Source organism: Micromonospora sp. A200 (genome assembly GCF_029893845.1).
GTDB lineage: Bacteria > Actinomycetota > Actinomycetes > Mycobacteriales > Micromonosporaceae > Micromonospora > Micromonospora purpureochromogenes.
In genome coordinates this window covers 38,105-64,333 of the sequence record NZ_JARXXY010000027.1, presented here as the reverse complement: position 1 = coordinate 64,333, position 26,229 = coordinate 38,105, and the positions used below count along the sequence as shown (strand labels likewise).

Annotated in this window: 21 protein-coding genes; 16 read left to right on the top strand and 5 right to left on the bottom strand. The window is 71.0% G+C overall.

Translation table 11 applies throughout. The features are described 5' to 3' along the window. Positions 1-26: 26 nt before the first annotated feature. The 13 genes from M2302_RS23970 (at position 27) to M2302_RS23910 (ending at position 16,274) form a co-directional block, all read left to right on the top strand. On the top strand, positions 27-1,829 hold the full coding sequence (locus M2302_RS23970) for an FAD-dependent monooxygenase (RefSeq protein WP_280840091.1): 1,803 nt from the start codon (positions 27-29) through the stop codon (positions 1,827-1,829). Next, positions 1,826-2,887 carry a maleylacetate reductase gene (locus M2302_RS23965; RefSeq protein ID WP_280840090.1) on the top strand — a complete coding sequence of 354 codons (1,062 nt, stop codon included), beginning with the start codon at positions 1,826-1,828 and terminating at the stop codon, positions 2,885-2,887. The genes M2302_RS23970 and M2302_RS23965 overlap by 4 nt, the downstream gene beginning before the upstream one ends. After that, entirely contained in the window at positions 2,884-3,777 is an 894-nt protein-coding gene (locus M2302_RS23960; protein ID WP_280840089.1) for an intradiol ring-cleavage dioxygenase, read from the top strand. The genes M2302_RS23965 and M2302_RS23960 overlap by 4 nt, the downstream gene beginning before the upstream one ends. A gap of 3 nt (positions 3,778-3,780) precedes the next feature. Continuing rightward, positions 3,781-4,971, top strand: coding sequence for a thiolase family protein (locus tag M2302_RS23955; protein WP_280840088.1), 1,191 nt, complete (start codon positions 3,781-3,783; stop codon positions 4,969-4,971). Positions 4,972-4,974: 3 nt separating this feature from the next. After that, positions 4,975-5,673, top strand: coding sequence for a 3-oxoacid CoA-transferase subunit A (locus M2302_RS23950; protein WP_280840087.1), 699 nt, complete (start codon positions 4,975-4,977; stop codon positions 5,671-5,673). Positions 5,674-5,678: 5 nt separating this feature from the next. Continuing rightward, positions 5,679-6,338, top strand: a complete 660-nt coding sequence (locus M2302_RS23945; RefSeq protein WP_348529444.1) for a 3-oxoacid CoA-transferase subunit B — start codon at positions 5,679-5,681, stop codon at positions 6,336-6,338. Between the two features lie 233 nt (positions 6,339-6,571). After that, positions 6,572-7,036, top strand: a complete 465-nt coding sequence (locus M2302_RS23940; protein ID WP_280840085.1) for a nuclear transport factor 2 family protein — start codon at positions 6,572-6,574, stop codon at positions 7,034-7,036. 592 nt (positions 7,037-7,628) lie between these two features. Further along, positions 7,629-8,828, top strand: a complete 1,200-nt coding sequence (locus tag M2302_RS23935; protein WP_280840084.1) for an ATP-grasp domain-containing protein — start codon at positions 7,629-7,631, stop codon at positions 8,826-8,828. Beyond that, complete coding sequence (locus tag M2302_RS23930) at positions 8,825-10,480, top strand: IucA/IucC family protein (protein WP_280840083.1); 1,656 nt, start codon at positions 8,825-8,827, stop codon at positions 10,478-10,480. The genes M2302_RS23935 and M2302_RS23930 overlap by 4 nt, the downstream gene beginning before the upstream one ends. 143 nt (positions 10,481-10,623) lie before the next feature. Next, a complete protein-coding gene (locus tag M2302_RS23925) occupies positions 10,624-12,318 on the top strand; it encodes an IucA/IucC family protein (RefSeq protein ID WP_280840082.1) in 1,695 nt (564 codons plus the stop codon). After that, positions 12,315-13,478 carry an alanine racemase gene (locus M2302_RS23920; protein WP_280840081.1) on the top strand — a complete coding sequence of 388 codons (1,164 nt, stop codon included), beginning with the start codon at positions 12,315-12,317 and terminating at the stop codon, positions 13,476-13,478. Before M2302_RS23925 ends, M2302_RS23920 begins: the two co-directional genes overlap by 4 nt. Before the next feature lie 408 nt (positions 13,479-13,886). Continuing rightward, on the top strand, positions 13,887-14,507 hold the full coding sequence (locus M2302_RS23915; RefSeq protein ID WP_280840080.1) for a YdeI/OmpD-associated family protein: 621 nt from the start codon (positions 13,887-13,889) through the stop codon (positions 14,505-14,507). Between the two features lie 438 nt (positions 14,508-14,945). Then, a complete protein-coding gene (locus M2302_RS23910; RefSeq protein ID WP_280840079.1) occupies positions 14,946-16,274 on the top strand; it encodes an RICIN domain-containing protein in 1,329 nt (442 codons plus the stop codon). A 55-nt stretch (positions 16,275-16,329) separates the two neighbouring features. On the opposite strand, the gene glpK (M2302_RS23905) is transcribed toward M2302_RS23910, so the two are convergent. Next, positions 16,330-17,853, bottom strand: coding sequence for a glycerol kinase GlpK (gene glpK, locus M2302_RS23905; protein WP_280840078.1), 1,524 nt, complete (start codon positions 17,851-17,853; stop codon positions 16,330-16,332). A 40-nt stretch (positions 17,854-17,893) separates the two neighbouring features. Then, positions 17,894-18,661: an IclR family transcriptional regulator gene (locus tag M2302_RS23900; RefSeq protein WP_280840077.1), complete on the bottom strand. Its 768-nt coding sequence runs from the start codon at positions 18,659-18,661 to the stop codon at positions 17,894-17,896. 193 nt (positions 18,662-18,854) lie between these two features. Between M2302_RS23900 and M2302_RS23895 the strand changes: the two genes are divergently transcribed. From M2302_RS23895 to M2302_RS23885, 3 genes are all read left to right on the top strand, one after another. Next, entirely contained in the window at positions 18,855-19,688 is an 834-nt protein-coding gene (locus M2302_RS23895; RefSeq protein ID WP_280840076.1) for an MIP/aquaporin family protein, read from the top strand. Between the two features lie 47 nt (positions 19,689-19,735). Continuing rightward, complete coding sequence (gene glpK / locus M2302_RS23890) at positions 19,736-21,250, top strand: glycerol kinase GlpK (RefSeq protein WP_280840075.1); 1,515 nt, start codon at positions 19,736-19,738, stop codon at positions 21,248-21,250. Between the two features lie 82 nt (positions 21,251-21,332). Next, positions 21,333-23,057, top strand: a complete 1,725-nt coding sequence (locus M2302_RS23885; protein WP_280840074.1) for a glycerol-3-phosphate dehydrogenase/oxidase — start codon at positions 21,333-21,335, stop codon at positions 23,055-23,057. Positions 23,058-23,237: 180 nt separating this feature from the next. On the opposite strand, the gene M2302_RS23880 is transcribed toward M2302_RS23885, so the two are convergent. The 3 genes from M2302_RS23880 to M2302_RS23870 form a co-directional block, all read right to left on the bottom strand. Further along, positions 23,238-24,425, bottom strand: coding sequence for a hypothetical protein (locus tag M2302_RS23880; RefSeq protein ID WP_280840073.1), 1,188 nt, complete (start codon positions 24,423-24,425; stop codon positions 23,238-23,240). 168 nt (positions 24,426-24,593) lie between these two features. Further along, positions 24,594-26,060 carry a carboxyl transferase domain-containing protein gene (locus tag M2302_RS23875; RefSeq protein ID WP_280840072.1) on the bottom strand — a complete coding sequence of 489 codons (1,467 nt, stop codon included), beginning with the start codon at positions 26,058-26,060 and terminating at the stop codon, positions 24,594-24,596. Then, the gene (locus M2302_RS23870; RefSeq protein WP_280840071.1) at positions 26,057-26,209 is read right to left on the bottom strand and encodes a hypothetical protein; all 153 of its coding nucleotides are present in this window, start codon (positions 26,207-26,209) and stop codon (positions 26,057-26,059) included. The genes M2302_RS23875 and M2302_RS23870 overlap by 4 nt, the downstream gene beginning before the upstream one ends. Positions 26,210-26,229 lie beyond the last annotated feature (20 nt).

Genomic DNA, 26,229 nt, shown 5'->3' with positions numbered 1-26,229 from the left:
CGCCGAGCAGTGGAGTGGGGGATCTGATGGCAGTGTTCAGCGACGGGATGGCCGAGACGCCGCTACCTCAGGGATCGATGGTGACGACCGACGTCGTCGTCATCGGCTCGGGCCCGGCGGGAGCGGGCGCGGCGTTGTTCCTGTCCACCCTGGGAATCCCGAACATCATGATCACGAAGTACCGCTGGACGGCCAACACGCCGCGGGCGCACATCACGAACCAGCGCGCGATGGAGGTCTTCCGGGACCTGGGCATCGAGGACCAGGTGCTCGCCGACGCCACTCCGCACGAGCTGATGGGCGACACCGTCTTCTGCACCTCGATCGCCGGGGAGGAGATCGGACGGATCCTCACCTGGGGTACCCATCCCGCCCGGCGGGCCGACTACCAGCTTGCGTCACCGTGCCTGCCGGTCGACATTCCCCAGACCTACCTGGAGCCGATCCTGGTGCGCAACGCCGTGGTGCGGGGTACCCAGGCCCGGTTCTCCACCGAGTACCTGGGACACCGGCAGGACGCCGATGGGGTCTACGTCCAGGTTCGAGACCGCCTCACCGGCGAGGAGTACACGATCCGGGCCAAGTACCTGATCGGTGCCGACGGCGCCCGGTCCAAGGTCGCCGCCGACCTCGACCTTCCGATGGAGGGTGCGATGGACATCGCCGGCTCGATGAACATCACCTTCAAGGCCGACATCTCGGCGCACTGCGGGCACCGGCCGTCGGTGCTCTACTGGGTGATCCAGCCCGGTTCGAACGTCGGCGGAATCGGGGCCGGGCTGGTGCGGATGGTGCGGCCCTGGAACGAGTGGCTCGTCGTCTGGGGCTACGACATCAACCAACCCCCACCGGTCGTCGACGAGGCCGCCGCCGTCCAGATCGTGCGTAACCTGCTGGGGCTGCCGGACATCGAGGTGGAGATCACCGGCACGTCGTTGTGGGGCAACAACGAGATGTACGCGACGCATCTGCAAGCCGGGCGGGTGTTCTGTGTCGGGGACGCGGTCCACCGCCACCCGCCGAGCAACGGACTGGGGTCGAACACCTCGATCCAGGACTCCTACAACCTCGCCTGGAAGGTGGCAGCCGTCCTTCGTGGCCAGGCCGCGCCTTCGCTGCTGGAGACCTACTCCGTGGAACGGGCGCCGGTGGCCAGGCAGATCGTTCAGCGCGCGAACAGGTCCAGCCGGGAATTCGTCCAGTTCTTCGAGGTACTGGGTCTGCTGGACGCCAAGGACGAGGCCGAGATGGCCGCGCGCATCGAGGAGCGCAAGGCCAACACCCCCGAGGGGGCGGCCAAGCGGGCCGCGCTGGTGTCGGCCATGGAGCTGAAGCATTACGAGTTCAACGCCCACGGTGTCGAGCTGGGGCAGTTCTACGAGTCGGACGCGGTGGTCTCCGACGCCACCCGCCGGCCGGAACCGCGCCGGGACCCGGAGCTGTACTACGAGCCGTCCACGGTTCCGGGGTCCCGGCTGCCGCACGCCTGGGTGGGCGATGCCCGGCGGAAGGTATCCACGCTCGACCTGGCGCCGATGACCCGGTTCACGTTGTTCACCGGCATCGCGGGGGAGCCGTGGGTGGCGGCCGCCGAGAAGGTCGGCCAGGAACTCGGCGTGCCGCTGGAGGCCGTGGTGATCGGCCCCGGGCGTGCGGTGACCGACCTGTACTACGACTGGGCGCGGTTGCGGGAGGTCGAGGAGGACGGCGTGCTGCTGGTGCGCCCGGACAAGCACATCGGCTGGCGGTCGATGCGGCTGCCCGCCGACCCGGAGCGGGCCCTGCACGAGGCGATGTCGGCGATCCTCGGCCGGGGTGATGCGGCGTGAGAGGCCGCTTCACGCACGAGACGCTGCCACAGCGGGTGGTGTTCGCGTCGTACGAGGCGGCGGGTCACCTGGCCGACGAGGTGGCTCGGCTCGGCGCCGTCCGCCCGATGGTGATCGCCGCGGAGTCCGACAGTGCGCTGGCTGACCCGTTGGTGGCCGCCCTGCCGGCCGCGGTGCGCCATACCGAGGTGGCGATGCACGTGCCCACCGACGTTGCCGAGCGGGCCCGCACGGCCGCCGAGGAGCACGACGTCGACGTCCTCGTCAGTATCGGTGGCGGCTCCACCACCGGCCTGGCCAAGGCGGTGGCGCTGACCACCGGGCTGCCCATCGTCGCCGTTCCGACCACGTACGCGGGCTCGGAGGCCACCAATGTCTGGGGGCTGACCGAGGGCGGCCGCAAGACCACCGGCGTCGACGCCCGCGTGCTGCCGCGGTCCGTCGTCTACGACGCCAGCCTGACGCTGTCCCTGCCGGTGCCGCTGAGCGTCGCGTCCGGGTTGAACGCGCTGGCGCACTGCGTCGATTCGATGTGGGCGCCGCGGGTCGACCCGATCGACCAGGCGCTCGCGCTGGAGGGCATCCGCGCCCTTCGCCAGGGACTCCCTGAGGTCGCGCTCGATCCCCAGGGCATCGACGGGCGCGAGCAGACGCTGTACGGGGCCTACCTGGCCGCCGTGGCGTTCGCCTCGGCCGGCTCCGGGCTGCACCACAAGATCTGCCACGTGCTCGGCGGGATGTACAACCTCCCGCACGCGCAGACCCATGCCGTGGTGCTGCCGTACGTCCTCGCGCTCAACGCACCTTCGGTGCCGGACAGCGAGCAGCGGATGGCGGCGGCCTTCGGCGAGACGTCCGCCCTGGACGGTTTGCAGCGCCTGCGGGAGCAGGTGGCGGCACCTCGCGCCCTGCGGGACTACGGGCTGCGCGAGATCGACATCCCGGCTGCCGTCGACGCGGTCCTGGCGGCCGTGCCGCCGAACAACCCGACGCCGGTCACCCGCGAGAACCTTGAGGATTTGCTACGCCGAGCCTGGGACGGAGGGGAGCCACGATGAGCATGGAGCAGCAAGATCGCGAGTCACAGCTTGTCGAACGCGTGGTCGCGTCGTTCGACGACACGCCGGACCCGCGGCTGAAGGAGCTGATGCAGGCGCTCACCCGGCATTTGCACGCGTTTCTGCGGGAGGTGCGGCTGACCGAGCAGGAGTGGCAGCGCGCCATCGAGTTCCTCACCGCCGCCGGGCACATCACCGACGACCGGCGTCAGGAGTTCATCCTGCTCTCCGACGTCCTGGGCGCCTCGATGCAGACCATCACCGTCAACAACGAGGCGTACCGCGACGCCACGGAGGCGACGGTGTTCGGCCCGTTCTTCGTCGAAGGCTCACCGGAGACCGAGCTCGGCGGTGACATCGCGGCCGGAGCGTCCGGGCAACCGTGCTGGGTCGAGGGCACGGTCACCGACACGGACGGCAAGCCGGTGCCGCATGCGCGGATCGAGGTGTGGGAGGCCGACGAGGACGGCTTCTACGACGTCCAGTACGGCGACGACCGGGTCTGCGCCCGTGGCCACCTGTACAGCGACGCGGACGGGAACTACCGCTTCTGGGCGGTCACGCCGACGCCGTACCCGATCCCGCACGACGGCCCGGTCGGCCAGCTGCTGGCCGCCACCGGACGGTCCCCGATGCGGGCCTCACACCTGCACTTCATGATCCAGGGGGAGGGACTCAGGACCCTGGTGACGCACATCTTCGTCCGCGGGGACGAGCTGCTGGACCGCGACAGCGTCTTCGGAGTACGGGACTCGCTGGTCAAGGATTTCGAGCCCCAGCCGGCCGCCACCCCCACCCCGGACGGCCGCGACCTGGGAGACCACGCGTGGTCACGCGTGCGGTTCGACATCGTCCTGGCGCCCGCGGCCTCGGCTCGCGAGGAGGGCTGACCCATGCCCACCGACGTGTATGTGTACGACGCCGTACGCACTCCCTTCGGGAGGTACGGCGGTGCGTTGGCCGGTGTGCGGCCGGACGACCTGGCGGCGCACGTGCTGCGGACGCTGGTCGAGCGGGCGCCCGCGCTGGAACCGGAGCGCGTCGACGAGATCGTGCTGGGCAACGCCAACGGCGCCGGGGAGGACAACCGCAACGTCGCCCGGATGGCCGGCCTGCTCGCCGGCCTGCCGACGTCGGTACCGGCCACGACGGTGAACCGACTCTGCGGCTCCAGCCTGGACGCCGCCATCGTCGCCTCCCGGCAGATCGCCCTCGACGAGGCGGACGTGGTGCTGGTCGGCGGTGTGGAGTCAATGAGCCGGGCGCCCTGGGTGCTGCCCAAGCCGGAGAAGGCGTACCCGGCCGGTGATACGGCGCTGGTGTCCACCACCCTGGGCTGGCGCCTGGTGAATCCGCGGATGAATCCGGAGTGGACGGTCTCGCTGGGCGAGGCCACCGAGCTGCTCGCGATCCGTGAGCAGGTCGGCCGCGACGCGCAGGACGTCTTCGCGCTGCGCTCGCACCAGGCGGCTGCCCGGGCCTGGGAGACGGGGTTCTACGACGACCTCGTCGTCGGTGTGCCCGGGGTGGAACTTGCCCGCGACGAGTCCATCCGGTCCGACACCAGCCTGGCGAAGCTCGCCGCGCTCACACCGGTGTTCCGCAAGCAGGACGGCACGGTGACCGCCGGGAACTCCTCGCCTCTCAACGACGGCGCGTCCGCGGTGCTGCTGGGCAGCCCGTCCGCCGAGGAGATCGTCGGTCGGTCGCCGCTGGCGCGCATTGCCGGTCGCGGGGCAGCCGCGAACGACCCGCAGTACTTCGGGTTCGCGCCGGTGGAGGCCGCCAACCTGGCGCTCAAGCGCGCCGGCATCGGCTGGGGTGAGGTGGGTGCGGTCGAGCTGAACGAGGCGTTCGCCGCCCAGACCGTGGCGTGCATCAACGCTTGGGGAGTCGACCCCGACATCGTCAACGCGCACGGCGGGGCCATCGCCATCGGGCACCCGTTGGGCGCCTCCGGGACCCGCGTGCTCGGCACGCTCGCCCGCTCGCTGCGGGCTTCGGGCGAGCGGTACGGGGTCGCCGCGATCTGCATCGGGGTGGGGCAGGCGCTCGCCATGGTCCTCGAGAACCTGGACGTCTGAGCCGTGGCCAGCATCCTGGACAACCCGACCGCGGCGGTCGCGGGGATCCGCGACGGCGCCACGGTGATGATCGGCGGATTCGGCACCGCCGGTCAGCCGGTCGAGCTCATCGAGGCGCTCATCGCGTCGGGCGCCACGGATCTCACCGTGGTGAACAACAACGCCGGAAACGGGGACGTGGGGCTGGCGGCGCTGATCCGTGCGGGCCGCGTTCGCAAGATCGTGTGCTCCTTCCCCCGCCAGCGGGACTCCTGGCACTTCGACGAGAAGTACCGGGCCGGCGAGATCGAGCTCGAGCTCGTCCCGCAGGGCAACCTTGCCGAGCGCATTCGCGCCGCCGGTGCCGGCATCGGAGCCTTCTACACCCCCACCGGCTACGGGACCTCTCTGGCCGAGGGTAAGGAGGTTCGGGAGATCGACGGGAGGCACTACGTGCTGGAGTACCCGCTGCGAGCAGACTACGCCCTGGTGAAGGCGCACCGGGCCGACGAGCTGGGCAACCTGGTCTACCGCAAGACCGCCCGCAACTTCGGGCCGATCATGGCGGCGGCCGCGACGACGACGGTCGTGCAGGTCGAGGAGTTGGTGCCGGCCGGTGCGCTCGACCCCGAGGTCATCGTCACGCCGGGCATCTATGTCGACCGCATCGTCCGCGTGCCGGCACCCGTGCCGGTGCCCGAGCCGGTCGGAGTGGGTCAGTGACCGGGGTGAGCCGGCGCGGGCTCGGCAAGGACGAACTCGCCGCCCGCGTCGCGCGCGACATCCCGCACGGAGCCTTCGTGAACCTCGGCATCGGGCTCCCGACCAGGATCAGCAACCACCTCTCCCCGGCGAGCGGCGTCGTGCTGCACACGGAGAACGGCATGCTGGGCATGGGGCCCGAGGCGCAGGGGGATGGGGTCGACCTCGACCTCATCAACGCCGGCAAGGTACCCGTGACCGAACTGCCCGGCGCCTCGTACTTCCACCACGCCGACTCCTTCGCCATGATGCGCGGCGGCCACCTGGACGTCTGTGTGCTCGGCGCCTATCAGGTGTCGGCCCGCGGTGACCTCGCGAACTGGCACACCGGCCGGTCCGACGACATCCCGGCCGTCGGCGGCGCGATGGACCTCGCCATCGGGGCCAAGCAGACGTTCGTGATGATGGATCTGCTGTCGCGGGACGGGGTTCCGAAGCTGGTTCCCGAGTGCACCTACCCACTGACCGGTGTGAGGTGCGTCAGCCGCGTCTACACCGACCTCGCGGTGTTCCTCATCGAGGACGAGGGGGTGGCAGTACGGGAGCTGTTCGACTGCACGTTCGACGAGCTGATGCGTCTTCTCGAGGTGCCGCTGCTGGATCGGACCCGCGATGGAGTCCGATGACCGGCCCCTGACGCGCAGCCTTTGACAACGTCGAAAACGACGCCGGCCGGGCAGGTTGTCGAATCCCGGGACTGTACGGCGTCGGGGCGTACGGCCACGCCCTCAGGCCTAGGCGACCGGGCCGACGGGGCCACGCTTGACCCGATCATCGCTCTCGCGTACCGAACCGCCCACGCGGCGCACCGGGAGCTGCTCCAGCCGGGCCGAAAACCATCGAATCGAAAGGAGTCGACATGGCCCTGAACACCCAGACCATGACCGATGAACAGTGCAAGTCGGTCGCCTTGGAATACCTGAAAGCCTTCGACAACGGTGGTGTGACCTCCACCGGGGGCAGCATTCTGGACCTGTTTGCCGATGACGCCCAGGTGTACTTCCCGAAGTGGGGGCTGGCCACCGGAAAGGAACAGATCGGCCGACTGTTCGCCGAGGTGGGCGGCATGATCAAGCAGATCGAGCACCACTACTCCCACTTCAACTGGATCTTCTCGGGAACCGACACCGTGGTCTGCGAGGGCACCAGCCACGGCGAGCACCGGGACGGACCGTGGCGGGCAGGGCTTCCCGAGTGGGGGGCCGGACGCTGGTGCGACGTGTTCGAGATCCGCGACTGGAAGATCCAGCGCGTCTTCATCTACCTCGATCCCGACTACGCCGGACAGGACACCGCTCGCTACCCCTGGTTGCAGCTCGGGTAACCCGAGTCGGCCCGGCGCGAGCTAACGGCGGATTGCGGTTTCGGCGCCTCACGCTCGACACACGGTGATGGGTCCGAGGACCTGCTCGACCTCCTTCTTGCGGTGCAGGTCGTTATTGAGGTGTGCGGGCTGAGGCTCGAATCCCGCTAGCATCGTCCTGAACAGGGTCTCCAGGTTGGTGACCTCTTCGATTCGCCCGAAGAGGTCACCAACGATCCAGACTTACGTGAGTTTCAAGGTCTTGCCGATCATCATCGGCGGTGAGGCAATGGTCTGTGTCCCCCTTGGACACAAACCATTGCCCCACGGTGCGCTGCGGCGCGCACCGTTTGCGATACCGCAACCAGGATCATGGACTTACTGCATTGGCCGCGCACCGCGCACCATGTGGCCTGGCACTGGTCAGCCACGAAACCCACCTCATGGCCTCACGGTGACCTTTCGAAGCGTCAGGCTCGACGGCCGAGGTGCCAGCCTTACCCGCGTTCGCCTGGGGCGGAGTGGGGGGCGCCTCGTGGCTGTCCGTCACTCACGCTTGACGGCACCACGGTCCTCGATGTTAGGTAGCCCTAACCTAATCGACTCGGGGTTGGTGTTGCTGTTCCTCACTGCGCTGAATGCGACCGATGCGGTCACCGAAGGGTTCCTGCCGGCCGCCGCGCGGCTGGGGCTACCGGTCGTGATCCTCACCGACCAACCCGACCCGCACATCGCCGCGTACTCGGACCATGCGTACCCTCCCGAGGCGGTGGTCGCCTGCGCAGTCCGGGATGGGCGCGAGGTGATCGACGCGGTGCACCGTGCCGGTCCTGCGACCGGCCTGCTCACCAACAGTGATCACCTCCAGGTGCCCACCGCCCAGGCCGCCCACTTTCTCGGGTTACCGGGCAAGGACTGGCGAGCCGCGCTGCGCTGCAAGGACAAGGCGCTGACCCGGAGGGCGCTGGCCGACTGCGGGCTCGACCGGACCGCGGCGGCGGTGCTTGCGCCCGGGGAGGGCCCTCCGGCCGCGATGGTGTACCCAGCCGTGGTCAAACCCCGGCAGGGGGTGGCCAGTGAGGATGTATACCTGGTCGTAGATGCCGACGAGTTGGCCACCCGCATCGAGGAGATCCGCCGCCGGCGTCCGGATGTCGCGCTCGTCGTGGAGGAGTACCTCAGCGGCGAGCTGTACACCTTCGACACGCTCGGCGACGCCGCGGACCTGGCCGTGGTCGGGTCCTGGCAGACCACGCTGGCGTCCCCACCGACGTTCGTGGAGCAGCGGCTGGACTGGTCGCCGGCTCTCGACCCGGCCGTACGGGAGTCGTTGCTGGCGCAGTTGCGCGCGCTCGGCGTGGGGCTGGGCGCCTGCCACACCGAGTTCGTGCTCTGCGACGGCCGGCCGCGCATCATCGAGGTCAACTACCGGTTGATCGGCGACCGGATGGATCTCGTCCTCGCCCGGCTGCTGGACGTGCCGCTGTTTGAGCACGTCATCCGACTGCATCTCGGCGAGCCGCTCGACGCACTGGCGCTGCCCGATCCGGTGGCGGTGCCACGGCACGCCGCCGTGGAGTACGTCTGCGCCGACCGTGCCGGAACCCTGCGCGAGGCACCCGGCCGCGTCGACCTCACCGTCGGGGAGGTGCGGCTGAGCGCCCGTCCGCTTCGTACCGTGGGTACCAGCGCACCGCTGCGCGGCACGAACCGCGACTATCTGGCGGCGGTCGAGGCGATCGGGCCGGACCGGTGCGCGGTCGACGCGGCCATCGCGGAGTTCCGGGCGACCCGCCGGTGGGTGATCGCATGAGCGATCGGTACGAACGGCAGGTCATAGCGCGGGTCCTCGACGCGCTGCTGCGCGAGGATTACCTCGGCCTGAGCAGCCGGGGCCGGATGGCCGGCGAGGGCTGCTGGGAGGTGCCCGACCTGCCGGCGCCGGGCGCGAGCCTGCTGCTTGCGGTACGCCCGGACGGTTTCCTCGCCGATCTGCGGGTCGCCGCCGCGTCGCTGCGGGTGCGCCGCCCCGACGGCGACGTCACGCTCGACCGGTTGTCGGCCGTCCTCGCGGCCCTTTCCCCACCTGATGACGAGGAAGCCGAGGCCGGCTGGGCCGCGTTCACCGACGAATGCCAACGTGATCTCGCCGCCCGCCGGTTGGCGGCCGTCGTCGTCGCGTCACTGCGGCAGGCAATGGGCGACCAGCTACCGCAGGGCCCGCACGGCAGCCTGCTGGTGGAGGCGCTCGCCGCGCACACCGATCACCCCGTGCACCCGACCAGCCGCTGCCGTCATGGGCTGAGCCATGACGAACTGCGCGCGTACGCGCCGGAGTTCGCTCCGCGCTTCGCGCTGCGGTGGGCCGCAGTGCCCGGCGCGACCGTGGTCGGTACCTTGCCCGACTGGTGGCCCACGCCGGCCATGGTCGGACTAGCCGACGACGCCGGCCCGTTGCTGCCGGTGCACCCGCTGACCGCCGCGCGACTGGACCTGCCGCTGGCACCCGAGCCGTACCTGGACGTCACGCCGACCCTGTCCATGCGCACCGTAGCGGTGCTCGCCGACCCCACCGCGCACCTCAAGCTGCCGCTACCGACAGCTACTCTCGGCGCCCGTAACAGACGCACCATCGCACCCGGCACGCTCGCCGACGGGGCCGCCGCTCAGCGGTTGCTGGAGGAGATTGCCGCGCGGGAGCCGTCGTTCAGCGGGCGGATCCGGCACGCGGACGAGTCCAGCTACGGGCATGCCGGCGACGAGAACCTCGCCTGGCTGCTGCGGCGGTATCCGTCGCATCCCGCTGACGCAACTGTGCTGCCGGTCGCCGCACTCACTGCCGACGGCCCGGCCGGCCCGCTCGCCGCGCTGCTACCGGCCGGCGTCCTGGACGCCTATCTCGACCTGCTCATCGACTGGCACGTCGCGCTCTGGCTGGGCTACGGCGTGGCGCTGGAGGCGCATCAACAGAACATCAGCCTCGTGATCGCCGCCGACGGTGGCGTGTCGCTGCTGTACAAGGACAACGACGCCGCACGCATCGACCTTCCGCGGCTGGCCTCCGCCTTGGGGCAGCCGCTCACCGCGGACGCCTTCGCCGACCGTCGGATCGCCGTCAGTGACCCGATCGAGCTGGCGGACATGTTCACCACCATCACCCTGCACCTGTGCGCGGCGGCACCCCTGTACGCGCTGCGGGAACGCGGCATGGACGTCGCCGATCCGGCGACCGCCCTGAGATCGCGACTGCTGACCGCGCTGGACCGGTGGACAGATCCGGCCGACCCGGGCAGCGTGGCTGCCGCCAGGCTGCTCGTCGAGCACGTCCTGCAAGCCCCGCGACTGCCGATCAAGGCAATGGTCACCGCCGGCACACTGCTTCCCAAGCAGCGCCTGGGCTGCGCCGACATCAACAAGTACTACCGGCGTACCGGACCCAACTACCTGGTCGGGGCGCGGCGGTGACCGTACCTTCGAGCCAGCGGCGTTGTCGCCGCGGGCCGGATCGCCTTCCTGCTCGCGGTCCGACAGCGCCGACCGCGCTCGGCGGTGCAATTGCGACCACGGCCGGCATCCTGCTTTCCGAGGTCGCCTCTCCTGGAGCGGTCATGACGTCAACACCCACGATGGACGGCCCAGTGGTGCTGGCGGACGAGGCCGCCAGCCATACCCTGCTCGGCTGTCTCACCCGCGAAGTCGCCGGTCCCGAGGGGCAGCTCGCGCTCACCGACGACGGGCAGATGATGGTCCACCTCCCGTGCCGGGGCGAGCTGCTCCGGGTCCGGGTCGCCCGTCGCTCGGTCGTCGGAGCTCACCGCTTCACGGGCCCGGTGCACCAGCTCACCGTCGAGGGCTGGCAGGCCATCGACACGCCGGCGCTGGCCGCCCTCGTCGCCGCCGAGCTCGAGCGGCGCACGGGAGTGCCCAACGAGGAGTTCATCACCCAGGTCACCATTAGCCGCGACGCGCTGGCCCGGGTACTGCGCCAGCGGCCGGTCGACGACCCGCACCGCATCGCGGACCCGGCAATCGCCCGTTACGTCGCCTCGGAACAGGCCCTCGTGTACGGCCACCCGCGCCACCCCGCGCCGAAGTGGCGCACCGGCGACGAGGACGCCTGGGACACCTACGCCCCGGAACTCCGCGCCGCGTTCCCGATGCGCTGGCTCGGCGTGCCACGGGAACTCGTCGAGGAGGACAGCGCCGACGGCGCCGGCTTCGACGCGCACCTGCGGCTCACGCCACCCGAGCTGCCACCCGGCCACCTCGCGCTGCCGGTCCACCCCTGGCAGTGGCGAATGCTGACCCGCGCCGAGATCGCCCCCCGAGTCGCCCGCGCACTGGCCGACCGCACCCTGGTCGACCTCGGCGAGGCCGGCCCACCCATCGTGCCCACCGCGAGCGTCCGGACCCTGTACGCCCCGGACGCCGATGTCTTCGTCAAGACCAGCCTGCACGTACGGATCACCAACTGCCTGCGCAAGAACTCCCGCTCTGAACTGTCCGGCGCGGTTCATCTGACCCGGCTGCTCGCACCGCTGGCTGCCCGGTGCGCCGCCGGCCTTCCGGACACGTTCGCGCTGCTGCCGGAACCGGCGTACCGCACCGTCGGTCTCGACACCGACACGGCCGAGGCGCTCGGCGTCATCGTGCGCACCGGCCTCCGCCGGCATCTCCAGCCCGGGCAGACGCCCCTGCTGGCCGGCGCGCTGGCCAGCGCCGACCCGCGCACGGGCGTCGGCGCGGTGCTGGGTCAGGGCGACCCGGCCGGCTGGTGGCACGCCTACCTGACGTTGCTCGTACCGACCGTGCTGCGACTGTGGGCCGAGCACGGCGTCGTACTCGAACCTCATCTGCAGAACGTGCTCGTCGTCGTCGACGCCACCGGCCGGCCGGTCCGCGTCCTGCTGCGCGACCTCGAAGGCACCAAACTCGTCACCGACCGGCACGCGGCGACGCTCGCCACGCTGCCGCCACAGGTGGCCACCGCCGTCGGCTACGATCCGGAACGCGCCTGGCACCGGGTGGCGTACTGCCTGTTCGTCAACCACCTCACCGAGCTGGCCGGAGCCCTCGCCGACACCCGACCCGGCATCGAGCCGCTGCTGTGGGAGATCGCCCGAGACATCGTCGCCACCACCGCCGCCGACCTCGGCGCGCCACCGCCACTGGATGCTCTGCTGGCCGGCGTACCGCTACCGGCCAAGGCGAACCTGCTGCTGCGCTGGCAACGCCGCGCCGACCGGCACTGCGGGTACCTTCCCTTCCCCAACCCGCTCGCCGCTCCACTGGAGCCCCGATGATCACCCCCACCGTGCGCGCCGCCGCCACCGCCGTCGACGGCCCCACGTACCTGTACGACCTGGCCCACCTCGACACCCACCTGGCGTCCATCCGCGTCGCCCTGCCCAAGCGGGTCGAGCTGCTGTACGCGATGAAAGCCAACCCCGACGCAAGGCTGCTCGCCGTCATCGCCCAGCACACCACTGGCATCGAGGTCGCCAGCGGCGGCGAACTGGCCCACCTGACCAGCGCCCTGCCCGGCGTTCCGGTCGCGGCGTTCGGCGGCCCGGGCAAGACCGACACGGAGATCAGCGCCGCGCTCGCCGCCCGTGTGCACCGCTTCCACGTCGAGAGCCCGCAGGAACTGCACCGCCTCGACGGACTCGCCCGGGCGACCGGACGCGTCGCGGACGTACTGCTGCGGGTGAACCTGCCCATCACCGCCCGCGACGGCCCGGCCCTGGTCATGGGCGGAGCGCCGTCGCCGTTCGGCATGGACCCCACCGACGCCGACGACTGCGTCCGCCAGATGCACCACCTGCCCGGGCTGCGGTTGCGTGGGGTACACGCGCATCTTGCCAGCGGGCTGACCGCCGCCGACGCGGCCGCCACCGCCAACGGGATCGTCGACTGGGCACTGCGCTTCGCCGCCCGAAACGACCCGACCGCCACCGAGGTCAACGTCGGCGGCGGCATGGTCGTCGACTACACCGAGCCGGACACCCGATTCGACTGGTCGGCCTACGGCAGCGCGCTGCGCCCGCTCCTCGCCGCGCATCCCACGCTAACCCTGCGGATCGAGCCCGGCCGGGCGGTCGCCGCCTACTCCGGCTGGTACGCCACCCGCGTGCTCGACGTGAAACGCAGCCAGGGCGAGTGGTTCGCCGTCGTCGCCGGCGGCACCCACCACCTGCGTACTCCCGCTGCCAAGGGCCACGACCAGCCCTTCGTCGCTCTACCCATCGACGGCACCAGCCCCGCCACCGACGGCGGCCCGGTCACCGTTGTCGGCCAACTGTGCACGCCCAAGGACGTCCTCGCCCGACGTGCCCCGGTCCGCCTCGCGATCGGCGATGTGGTCGTCTTCGCCATGGCCGGCGCCTACGCCTGGAACATCAGCCACCAGAACTTCCTCATGCACCAGCCGCCCGTGGTGCGATACCTCGACCCGGTCCGGTGAACCGTTGCCGAACGCGAGGCTGTGAGCCTGGCGGCAGCTGCCCATCAGGCGCGCACACCAGCCGAGGCCGGTGAACGAGCTGGCGGGTCCTTTCAGTGTCGGTGAGCCGCGCGGCTGCCCGCGAGGACGGGCACGAGTATCAGCAGGGCGGCAATCTGGGCTGCCGCCACGGCGGCGATGAGTCCGGTGCGAGAGTGCTGGTCAGGGCTCCGGCCCGTGGTCGTGGACGACGCTCGCCGCAACCGGCACGTGCACGAGGAGTCCGACATGCCGGCCCGACGTCGAGACCGTCCTGAGCATCGAGGTCCTGCCCCGAAGGTCCGCCGAGCCACCGGCGCCGGCAGCCCGGCGAGTCGGGCTGGCCCAGAGGCGGAGGCTGCGGCAACGGCGCAGCGATAGCCTGCCGTCATGGCGAGCGCTGAACTGGATGAGTTGATCGTCGCGGACGCCGACGCGCTGCGCGCGTGGTTGTCGGCCAACCACGCCACGTCGCCCGGTGTCTGGCTCGCCCTGACCAAGAAGGGCGGCACGGTCACGACGCTGACCTGGCAGCAGGCGGTCGACGAGGCCCTGTGTTTCGGCTGGATCGACGGGCAGGCCCGTAAACGGGATCAGGAAACCTCCTGGATCCGGTTCACCCCTCGCAGGCCCCGCAGTTCCTGGTCACAACGCAACGTCGCCCACGTGGCCCGGCTGGAGGCGCAGGGGCGAATGCTGCCCCCAGGCCGCGTCGCGGTAGAAGCCGCGAAGGCGGACGGGCGGTGGGCGGCCGCCTACGCCCCGCCGTCGGAAGCCGAGGTGCCGGCCGACCTCCTCGCCGCCATCGCTGCCGACCCCGCCGCCCAGGCCATGTTCGACGCACTCACCAAAACCAACCGGTTCGCTCTCATCTACCGCGTCAATGCCGTCAAACGGGCGCAGACCCGCGAGCGGAAGATCAGCGAGTTCGTTGCCATGCTGGCCCGTCACGAGACGATCTACCCGCAGAAGGCCAAGCCTCCGAACTCGCCGCAATCGGCATCCTCATGATCATGTGCGCCCATCTGCCGCGGTTCGGTGCGCGGCCCGTCTTCGCTTCCACATTGGTACTCATCGACCGCGCGGCTCGGCCGCGCGCAGCTCGAACGCGACGGCGCCGTCACCGGCCAGGGCCACGCCCAGGTGGTGGGTGTTGTCGTACCACGACGTGCCAGTCAGTCGAAGACACCCCCGGTACCGACAGTCCTTAAAAAGCACAGCAGTGGGCTACCTCACGATGCCCGTGGACCGCGGTGCCGCCTGGCAGGGTCGGGCCGTCGGCCCTCGGTCCCGCCTGGCGGTTCCGGGCACAGCGCGGCGATCCGGGCGGAGCCGACATCCGAGCTCCCCCTTTCGGGCGACCTCCTACATGGATATGCTCCGATACCCCGATGTCTCACGCAGCCCCACCGGGGCCGGGGGTGCGGTGGCTGGCCGGGTGGAGGGCGCATGCGCAGGGCACTGGCCGGTCTGCTGGTGGGAGTCGTCGGTGCCGTCGGGCTGAACGCGGTGCCCGGGGTGGCCTCGGCGGCGTCGGACGACCCGCACATCGCCGGGCCGTTGACGATCCAGAGCGTCCCGAACGGGCGCATGGTCGACGTCGACGGCGGCGAGATGCGGGACGGCCGGAAGATCCAGGAGTGGACGTACAACGGCTCCGGTGCCCAGCGGTGGCGCCTGCGCCGGGCCGGCAGCCATCACCAGATCGAAGCCGTCACCGACCCGGCGTTCTGCCTCGGCCGGGAGCACGGCGGCGACCTGGCTCGGGTCGTCCTGCGCCGCTGCGCCGACGGACTGACCGACTGGGCCTTCCAGGCGCTGGGCGGCGAGCGCTACCGGATCACGAACCCGGCCGGGGATCTGCACCTGCACGTGTGGAACGAGGTGCCGACGAACGGGCGGGAACTGGTGGTGAGCGTCAATGGTGAGACCGGCGCGCAGTGGTACCTCACCGACCTGGCGGTGCCGCGCCGCGCGATGCCCGCCGACCCCCGCCTGGACCAGCTGAGCTTCCTCGTGGCGCACAACGCGATGGCCAACAGCGACGAGGGGTTCTGGGGGCGCTTTCCGAACCAGTCGTACCGGCTGCGCGACCAGCTCTACCACGGCATCCGAGGGCTGCAACTGGACGTGCACGCCTACCGCGGCGACGTGCGGATGTGTCACGGGACGTGCTGGGGCAACGAGCGGACGCTGAGCGACGGACTGCGGGATGTGGTGGGCTTTCTCGACGGAAACCGGGACGCGGTGGTCACCGTCTTCCTCGAGGACTACACGAGCGTGGACGAGCTGCGCTCGGCCGTCGAGCGGGTACCCGGCCTGCCGGGCCTGCTCTTTCATCCGGACCGGTCCGGCGTCCGCGACCACGGTTGGCCGCGCCTGTCCGACCTGGTGTCGAGCAACCGCCGGCTGCTCATCTTCTCCCAGCGTCCGGGGCGGGACGGCTTCGGCGTGATGTATGACCGGGACTGGACCGCCGAGAACTACTGGTCCCTGGAGGGTGGCGGCGCGCTGGACTGCTACAGCCGGTGGGACGAGGTCCCGCTGCCGAAGGAGGAACCGGGATTCCGGCGGTTGCACGTGATGAATCACTATCGCAACATCCCGACCGAGTGGGCGGCCACCGCCGACAACGGCGCGAAGCTGTCGGACCGGGTGCGGCACATCTGTGGCCCATCGGCGCGACGCAAGCCCAACTACGTCGCGGTGGACTTCTACCAGAAGCCCGAGGGTGGAGCGACCTGGGACCTGATCCGGGAGCTCAACACGTACTGGTGAGCAACGAGGCTCGCAAGCGCGGCGATCGAGCCCAGGTGGAGATCTGCGTGCTGGGTCATCCGTTGCCGGTTCGGGCCTCCGGCTTGATCCAGTCGAAGGTGCGCTCGACCGCGCGCTGCCAGTTGTCCCGCTCCTCGGCCCGGACGGCGTCGTCCATCTGGGGCACCCACCGGGAGGCGAGGTGCCAGTTGCTGCGCAGTCCCTCCAGGTCGGGCCAGTAGCCGACCGCCAGCCCGGCGGCGTACGCGGCGCCGAGGGAGACCGTCTCGGCGACCATCGGGCGCACCACCGGCACCGCGAGCACGTCGGCGACGAACTGCATCAGCAGGTTGTTGGCGGTCATCCCGCCGTCCACCCGCAGCGCCGTCAGCGCCAGGCCGGAGTCGGCGTTCATCGCGTCGACCACCTCGCGGGTCTGCCAGCCGGTGGCCTCCAGCACCGCGCGGGCCAGGTGCCCCTTGGTGATGTACGACGTGAGCCCGACGATGAGCCCGCGCGCCTCGCTGCGCCAGTGCGGCGCGAACAGCCCGGAGAAGGCCGGCACGATGTAGCAGCCCCCGTTGTCGTCCACGGTGCGGGCGAGGGTCTCGATCTCCGGCGCGGTACTGATCAGCTCCAGCCGGTCGCGGAACCACTGCACCAGGGAGCCGGTGATCGCGATGGAGCCTTCGAGGGCGTAGACCGCCGGCTGGCCGCCGATCTGGTAGCCGACGGTGGTGAGCAGCCCGTGGCTGGAGTGCACCGGTTCCGTGCCGGTGTTGAGCAGCAGGAAGCTGCCCGTGCCGTAGGTGCACTTGGCGTCGCCCGGCGCGAAACAGGTCTGGCCGAACAGGGCGGCCTGCTGGTCGCCGAGCGCCGCCGCGATCCGCACGCCGGGCAGGACGGCGGTCGCGGTGCCGTACACCTCGGACGAGGAGCGGATCTCGGGCAGCATGGCGGCCGGAATGTCGAAGAAGGCCAGCAGGTCCGGGTGCCAAGCGAGCGTGCGCAGGTCCATCAGCATGGTCCGGCTGGCGTTGGTCACGTCGGTCAGGTGCAGACCGCCGTCGGGGCCGCCGGTGAGGTTCCAGATCAACCAGCTCTCCATCGTCCCGAAGAGCACCTCGCCGCGCTCGGCGCGCTCGTACAGCCCGGGCGTGTGGTCGAGCAGCCAGCGCAGCTTCGGTCCGGAGAAGTACGTGGTCAGGGGCAGCCCGCAGCGCTGCCGGACGTCCTCGGCGCCGGGCGCCTGGGCCAGCGTGTCCACCAGCGCGTCGGTGCGGGTGTCCTGCCAGATGATCGCCGGCGCCACCGGGACGCCGGTGCGCCGGTCCCACACCACCGTGCTCTCCCGCTGGTTGGCGATGCCGATCGCGGCGACCTGGCCGGCGACGATGCCGGCCTCGGCGAGGGCCCTCGGCACCACCTTGCCGACGTTGCGCCAGATCTCCAGCGCGTCGTGTTCCACCCAGCCGGGCCGGGGGAAGTGCTGCTGGTGCTCCCGCTGCGCCACCGAGACGAGGTTGCCCCGGCGGTCGAACACGATGCAGCGGGTCGAGGTGGTGCCCTGGTCGATGGAGACGACGTAGCTGTCAGTCATTCCTCGTCCTCTCTGGCCTGGCGGGGAGCAGGTGGACGGATCACCAGCGTGCGGCGCCGAGATCCCGGGAGACCGCGCGGGCGGCGTCACGGACGTACGCGACGAGCGTCGGGCGGGGTTGGCCCTGCCCGTCGCAGACGCGGTCGACCGGGCCGGAGAGCCCGATCGCACCCACGACGAGGCCGCCGTAGCCGCGGATGGGTGCGGCGATACCGGCCTCGCCGAGGGTCATCTCCTCGATCTCGGCGCCCCAGCCGTTGTCCCGGATCTTGGTCAATGCCTGGCTGAGGGTCCGGGCGGTGACCACGGTGCGCCGGGTGTACGGCTCGGGTTCGGCCTGCATGACGGCGTTGGCGGCGCCGACGTCGTAGGCGAGCAGGACCTTGCCGAGTGCGGTGGCGTGCGGGGGCAGCAGGGACCCGACGTCGAGGGTCTGGAGGGTGTCGTCGGGTCGGAAGACGTGGTGGACCACCAGCACCTTGCCGTCCAGCAGGGTGCCGATGCGGACGGCCTCGCCGCTGCGCGCGGCCAGCGGGTCGGCCCAGTTGATCGAGCGTGAGCGCAGTTCGTTGACGTCGAGGTAACTGGTGCCCAGGTGCAGCAGCGCCGCCCCGAGCTGGTACTTGCCGGAGGTCTTGTCCTGTTCCACGAAGCCGACGTCCTGCAGGGTGCGGACGATGCCGTGCGCGGTGCCCTTGGGCAGGTCGAGGGACCGGGCGATCTCCCCGATGCCGAGCCGGCCGGAACTGGCGGCGAGCAGGCGGAGGATCGCCGCGGCCCGCGCGATGGACTGCACCTGACCCGGCATGGGCCGGAATGCTAACGGCATTCCGGCCGCCGCAACAGTGTTCGACATTGTCGACCGGGGTTCGTTGACCTGGCCTCGAGGATTTCCTACGGTTCACCACACGGTCACGTCCGACGCCTCGGCGTAACCGACCGGCCCTCCGCTTCCCCCGAACGGAGACAGCCGTCACCCCCCACCACCTCTGGAGGCACCCATGGCTCAACGGTTGAAAGTCCCCGGGCTCGTCGGCGAGTTGGCCGCCGAGTTCGCCGGCACCGCGATCCTCATCCTGTTCGGCGTGGGCGTGGTCGCCCAGGTGGCCGCGGCGGGAACCGGAGAGTTCGACAGCATCGCCTGGGCCTGGGGCCTCGGCGTCACGCTCGGCGTGTACGTGGCGGGCCGGATCAGCGGCGCGCACCTCAACCCCGCGGTCACCCTCGCCCTGGCGGTCTTCAAGGGCTTCTCCTGGCGCAAGGTGATGCCGTACGCGCTGGCCCAGACCGCCGGCGCGTTCGTCGCGGCCCTGATCATCCGCTGGAACTACAGCGAGGTGCTGTCCCGGTTCGACCCGGGCCTGACCAGCAAGAGCCAGGGCGTCTTCTCCACCCTGCCGGGCGCCGGTGTGACCGAGTGGGGCGCGCTGCGCGACCAGATCATCGGCACGGCCATCCTGCTGTTCCTCGTCCTGGCGGTCACCGACGCGCGTAACTCGCTGCCCGCCGGCAACCTCGCCCCGCTGATCGTCGGCCTGATCGTGGTGGCGATCGGCATGGCCTTCGCCGTCAACGCCGGCTACGCCATCAACCCCGCCCGCGACTTCGGCCCCCGCCTCGCCTCGTTCCTGACCGGGTACGAAACGGCCTTCCAGGACACCAGCGGATATCCGTACTTCTGGGTGCCCATCGTCGGGCCGCTCGTCGGTGGCGTCATCGGCGCCGGCCTCTACGAGTTGATCATCGGCCGCTTCCTGCCCAGCGAGGACGAGCTGGAGCCGGGCGCCCTGGCCACCGAGAAGGCCCCGGCCGAGGACGAGCTCGCCCGCATCTGACATCGCCGACCTGAATCCTCACGACGAACACAGAAGGAGACACCCGAATGGCTGACTTCGTCGGCGCGGTCGACCAGGGCACCACCAGCACCCGATTCATGATCTTTGATCACGGCGGCAACGAGGTCGGCCGCCACCAGCTCGAGCACCAGCAGATCCTGCCGCAGGCCGGCTGGGTGGAGCACAACCCCCTCGAGATCTGGGAGCGGACCCAGACGGTCATCCAGACCGCCATGAACGAGCGCGGCCTGACCGCCTCCGACCTGGCCGCGCTCGGCATCACCAACCAGCGCGAGACCACGGTCGTGTGGAACCGCCGCACCGGGCGGCCCTACTACAACGCCATCGTCTGGCAGGACACCCGTACCGACCGGATCGCCTCGGCCCTGGAACGTGACGGCAAGGGTGACGTCATCCGGCGCAAGGCCGGCCTTCCGCCGGCGACGTACTTCTCCGGCGGCAAGATCCAGTGGATCCTCGAGAACGTCGACGGGGTCCGCGAGGCCGCCGAGCGCGGCGAGGCGCTCTTCGGCAACACCGACACGTGGTTGCTGTGGAACCTCACCGGCGGCACGGAGGGCGGGGTGCACGTCACCGACCCCACCAACGCCAGCCGCACGATGCTGATGAACCTGGAGACGCTGGACTGGGACGACGAACTGCTGTCGTTCTTCGACATCCCCAGGGCCATGCTGCCGCAGATCCGGCCGTCGTCCGACCCGCGCTCGTACGGCAGCACCGTGAACGGCCCGTTCAACGGCCCGGTCCCGCTCACCGGCGACCTGGGCGACCAGCAGGCCGCCACGGTCGGGCAGGTCTGCTTCGCCCCGGGCGAGGCGAAGAACACCTACGGCACCGGAAACTTCATGCTGCTCAACACCGGCACGGAGATCGTACGGTCGGAGGCGGGGCTGCTCACCACGGTGTGCTACCAGTTCGGTGACGACGCCCCGGTGTACGCGCTCGAAGGCTCGATCGCGGTCACCGGCTCGGCCGTGCAGTGGCTGCGCGACCAGCTCAAGATCATCAGTAACGCCGGGCAGAGCGAGATCCTGGCCCGCCAGGTGGCGGACAACGGCGGCGTGTACTTCGTGCCGGCGTTCTCCGGCCTGTTCGCCCCGTACTGGCGCTCCGACGCCCGCGGCGCGATCGTCGGCCTCTCCCGGTTCAACACCGACGCCCACATCGCCCGGGCCACCCTCGAGTCCATCTGTTACCAGAGCCGGGATGTGGCCGAGGCCATGGAGCAGGACTCCGGGGTGCACCTCGAGGTCCTCAAGGTTGACGGCGGCGTCACCGTCAACGACCTGTGCATGCAGCTGCAGGCGGACATCCTCGGCGTGCCGGTGAGCCGGCCGGTGGTCGCCGAGACCACCGCGCTCGGCGCCGCGTATGCCGCCGGCCTTGCCGTCGGCTTCTGGAAGAACACCGACGAGCTGCGCGAGAACTGGAACGAGAGCCACCGCTGGCAGCCCAACTGGTCGCCGGAGCAGCGCGAGACCGGCTACACCCGGTGGAAGAAGGCGGTCCAGCGCACCCTCGACTGGGTCGACGTCGACTGACCGCCGGCCCCACCCCTCAAGGATCCGGGCGGCCGGCGCCCGTCGCCGGCCGCCCCCACCCCTCCCAGGAGAGAGAAGACGGATGCACTCCGCGACACTGTCACCGGCCGCCCGTGAGCGGTCCCTGGCCGCCCTCAACAGCGGTCAGGAACTGGACGTCCTGGTGATCGGCGGCGGCGTCACCGGCGCCGGCTGCGCTCTCGACGCCGTCACCCGCGGCCTGTCGGTCGGTATCATCGAGGCCCGCGACTGGGCCAGCGGCACGTCGAGCCGGTCCAGCAAGCTCATCCACGGTGGCCTGCGCTACCTCGAGATGCTGGACTTCGGGCTGGTCCGCGAGGCTCTGCGCGAGCGGGGTCTGCTCCTGCAGCGGCTCGCGCCGCACCTGGTCCGCCCGGTGCCGTTCCTCTACCCGCTGCGTCACCGGGGCTGGGAACGCCTGTATGCCGGCGCCGGCGTGCTGCTCTACGACGCGATGAGCCTCTCCGGCACCCATGCGCGTGGCGTGCCGGCCCACCGGCACCTCAGCCGCCGCGGGGCGCTGCGCGCCTGCCCGTCGCTGCGGCCGGAGGCGCTGGTCGGCGCCCTGCAGTACCACGACGCGCAGGTCGACGACGCCCGGCTGGTGACCTGCCTCGTCCGCACCGCCGCCGGGCACGGGGCGCACCCGCTGTCGCGGGCTCGCGTCGTGGGCCTGCTGCGCGAGGGCGCCCGGGTCACCGGCGCGCGGGTGCACGACCTGGAAACCGACCAGGTGTTCGAGGTGCGCGCCCGGCAGGTCATCAACGCCACCGGGGTGTGGACCGACGACACCCAGGCCCTCGTCGGCGAGCGGGGCCAGTTCCAGGTGCGCGCCTCCAAGGGCATCCACCTGGTGGTCCCGCGCGACCGGATCCGGTCCAGCACCGGCCTGATCCTGCGTACCGAGTCCAGCGTCCTGTTCGTGATCCCGTGGGGCCGGCACTGGCTGATCGGCACCACCGACACCGACTGGGACCTGGACAAGGCGCATCCGGCGGCGACCAGCCGGGACATCGACTACCTGTTGGAGCACGTCAACGCGGTGCTGGCCACCCCGCTGACCCGCGACGACGTCGAGGGCGTGTACGCCGGCCTGCGCCCGCTGTTGTCCGGGGAGTCCGAGGCGACCGCCAAGCTGTCGCGGGAGCACACCGTGGTCAGCCCGGCGCCCGGGCTCGTGGTGGTGGCCGGCGGCAAGTACACGACGTACCGGGTGATGGCGCGCGACGCGGTCGACGAGGCGGTGCGCGGCTTCGGCGCTGCCGTACCCGCCTCCTGCACCGACCGGATGCCGCTGCTCGGCGCCGAGGGTTACGTCGCCCGGTGGAACCAGCGGCGCCGGCTGGCGCAGCAGTTCGGCATGCACACCGAGCGCATGGAGCACCTGCTGCGGCGCTACGGCGCCGCCGTCGACGAGGTTCTGGCGCTGCTGCGGGAGGATCCCACGCTCGGTGAGCCGCTCGACGGCGCGGAGGACTACCTGCGGGTGGAGGTCGTCTACGCGGCGTCCGCCGAGGGGGCGCTGCACCTGGAGGACGTGCTCACCCGGCGCACCCACATCTCGATCGAGACCTTCGACCGTGGCCTGCTGGCCGCTCGGCCTGCGGCGACACTGATGGCGCCGGTCCTTGGCTGGGACGACGAGCGGGTCGATCGGGAGGTGGCGCACTACGTCGCGCGCGTCCGGGCCGAGCGGGCCGCGCACGAGCAGCCCGACGACGCGGGGGCCGACGCCGTCCGGCTGGGCACGCCCGACGTGGTGCCGGCGGCGGCCATGGCAGCCTGAGCGGGCTCCGGCGGGTCAGCGGGTCTTGCGTGGTGGCCTCTTCGGCGGCCCCGAAGAGGTCACCCAAGCACTGAGCCTGTCCCCGCCAGGGTGACCGGCAGGACGCATGCCGCCGACCCTCCCGCCGTTCACCGCGACCAAGCCTGGCACGGTCCGCGTCTGCTGGCGCAGGCACGCCGGTCAGGTATTGGCCATCGGTGCCAGGGCGAACAAGGGCGGCACCGGGTCGGCTGCCTGGATCGCGGCAACGACCTCTGTCAGCTGCTGGTAGTCGCCGCCGGCCGCCCTGATGAGGGTGTCCGTATCGGCGCGGTTGCCGAGGTGACACTCGGCGATGGCCCGCAGCAGAAACGCGACGCTGCACAGGTCCGGCGGGTCAACACCCGGCCGAATGTCGAGAAGCAGCGACCGGGCATGCTCCGGTCGCTGGTTGAGCAGGTGAGCCAGGCTCATCGCGACACGAGCGGACAACAGGTGCGGCTGCACGTGGAAGGCGAGCTGGGCCAGTTCCGAGATCTCCAACACCTCTCGGTGTTCGACCGGTGCGCCGTTCACCACTGCGGCGTACAGGTACCACAACCCGAACTGGACGGTGAGCACCTGCCCGATGGCGGCGGCGGCCATGGGATCGGTGCTGTCGGCGTGAGCCAGCGCCGCGAGCCGCTCCGCGTCGGCGATGAAGTCCGCCGCCGACTGCGCGTGTCCCGTGCTCCAGCGCCGTTGGAAGGCAGCGAGCGCGAGTCGCGGGTCGTTGCCGTCGTGAACCGCATCTCCCAGACGATCGTCGTCAAATTCCCCTCGGGCAATCGCCCGCAACGTCCTGCTTACCTCCTCCTGGTAGTAGCCCGCCCGTAGCGCGGCGCGGGTGGCTGTGGGCGCCAAGAGCCAGCGAAGCAGGTTGCGGCCGTCACTGCGGGGCGATGTCCCGGGAATGAGATTGACCGCCCCGAGCAGCGCCGCACATAGCGCTGCGCCGAGCAGTGCGAGGCGTGTCAACGGCGTGCTCGTCAACGCCGTTGCGGTACCGAGCACCGTCGCAGTGCACAGGTTCGCCATCGGGCCGCCGAGGAAGAACAGCACCATCCGCAGCGGCAACGCGGTCGCCGACGGCGCCGGCCGGACCGACACCTCGCTCCGCCACCGGGAAAAGGGTGCGATACGGACCGCGATGACCGGCAGACGCAGCAGCTTCGCCACGACGAGGTGCCCGCACTCGTGCAGGACGACGTGCACCCACAACGACACGCAGGTGAAGCAAACGGCGGCGATCGCACCCGTCACGGACTCGGTGACGAATAGCGCGAACGCCACCGCCTCCAACACCAACAGGATGGACGCGGCGACCAGCCGTCGGCGGGGGGAGATCACCGGGAGATGGTACGGCCGGACAAGTAGAGGCCCAGGTCCTTACCGTACGCACGTCGCACGCCACGACGCCGATCCACGTTCGCGATGCCCGCCCGGCTTCGCCATCCTTTTCTGCTGCTGACAGAGCGCCCGGGATCCCGCGCGGCGCGGGGCGGCGAGAGTAGGCGGTCAGAGTTGACGGTAACGGACCCGGCGGCTCTGGAGGCGGTCCGCCGGGTCGACGTCGAGCAGGGTGGCCAGCTCGTGCGCCAGTACCGCCCCCAGCCGGTCGAGGAACGCCGCGGGCTCGTCGGCGGCGTCGGGTCGCTCGGCCACGATCCGGTCCACAATGCCCCTTGCCCGCAGGTCCTGCGCGCGGATGCCCTGCGCGGCGGCGACCTGCGGCGCCCGCTCGACGGTGCGATGGAGGATCGCCGAGGCGCCCTCCGGCGGCAGCGGCGAGAGCCAGCCGTGCGCTGCGGCGATGACCCGGTCGGCCGGCAGCAGGGCCAAGGCGGCGCCGCCGCTGCCCTGACCCAACAACACGCACAGGGTCGGCACCGGCAGGGTGACGAGATCGGCAAGGCACTGGGCGATCTCTCCGGCCAGGCCGCCCTCCTCGGCCTGTGGCGACAGGGCGGCGCCCGGCGTGTCGACAACGGTGACGACGGGCAGCCCCAACTCTGCGGCGAGCTTGAACCCCCGCCGGACGGCCCGCAGGCCGGCGGGGTCTGGCGGGCTGTCGCGCCGGTCGTGTCCGACGACCACGGCGGGGGCTTCCCCGAAGCGGGCCAGCGCCACGATCACACCGGCTCCGGTTTCGCCGCTCTGCGTGCCGTGCAACGGCACGACATCCCGGCCGGCGTGTCTCAGCAGTCGGCGGATTCCGGGACGGTCTGCCCGGCGGGATCGCCGGACGGCGTCCCAGGCGGTGCGTTCGCCGGGCGGGTCCTCCACCGGGCTCGGCGGACGGGGGAGACGGCGCGGCGCGCTGAGAGTGGCCAGCGCTCGGTCGGCCAGCGGCGCCACCTGCTCCGGCGCAACGACCGCGTCGATCAGACCGTGTTTGTGGAGGTTCTCGGCGACCTGCACGCCGGCCGGGAACGGCGAGCCGGTCAGCGCCTCGTGCACCTTCGGCCCGAGGAAGCCGATCAGCGCGCCCGGCTCGGCGACTGTCAGGTGCCCGAGGGACCCCCACGACGCGTACACGCCGCCGGTTGTCGGGTGCCGCAGATAGACGAGGTATGGCAACCCCGCGGCCTTGTGCGCGGTGATCGCCTGGCTGATCTTCACCATCTGCAGGAACGCGATCGTGCCTTCCTGCATCCGGGTGCCGCCGCTCGCGGGCGCGGCAAGCAACGGAATCCGCTCGGCGGTCGCCCGCTCGACGGCCCGGGTGAGCCGCTCGGCCGCCGCGACGCCGATCGAGCCGCCGAGAAATGCGAACTCGCCGGCGATGACGGCGACCCGCCGCCCGCCGAGCCGGCCCACGCCGGTGATGACCGCCTCGTCGACGCCGGTGGTCCGGCGCGCGGCGGCCAGGGCAGCCGCATAGTCGGCGTCGAGCGGGGCCGGATCGGCAACCGCCTCATCCCAGGACACCCACGTGCCGGGGTCGATGACCAGTTCGATCAGGTCCCGTGCCGATCTCCTCACACCCGGTCGACCTCCGCGTACGGGCGGCCGCCGGAGAGCCGTGCATGGCCCGGACGGCGGTCGAAGAATGACTCCTCACCGGTGCGCCGGCTCCACAGCGTCGGGCACAGTGCTTCCGAGGCGGCCCCGTCAACCTCGTCGCCAGCCATGATCACACCATAGTCGTCTC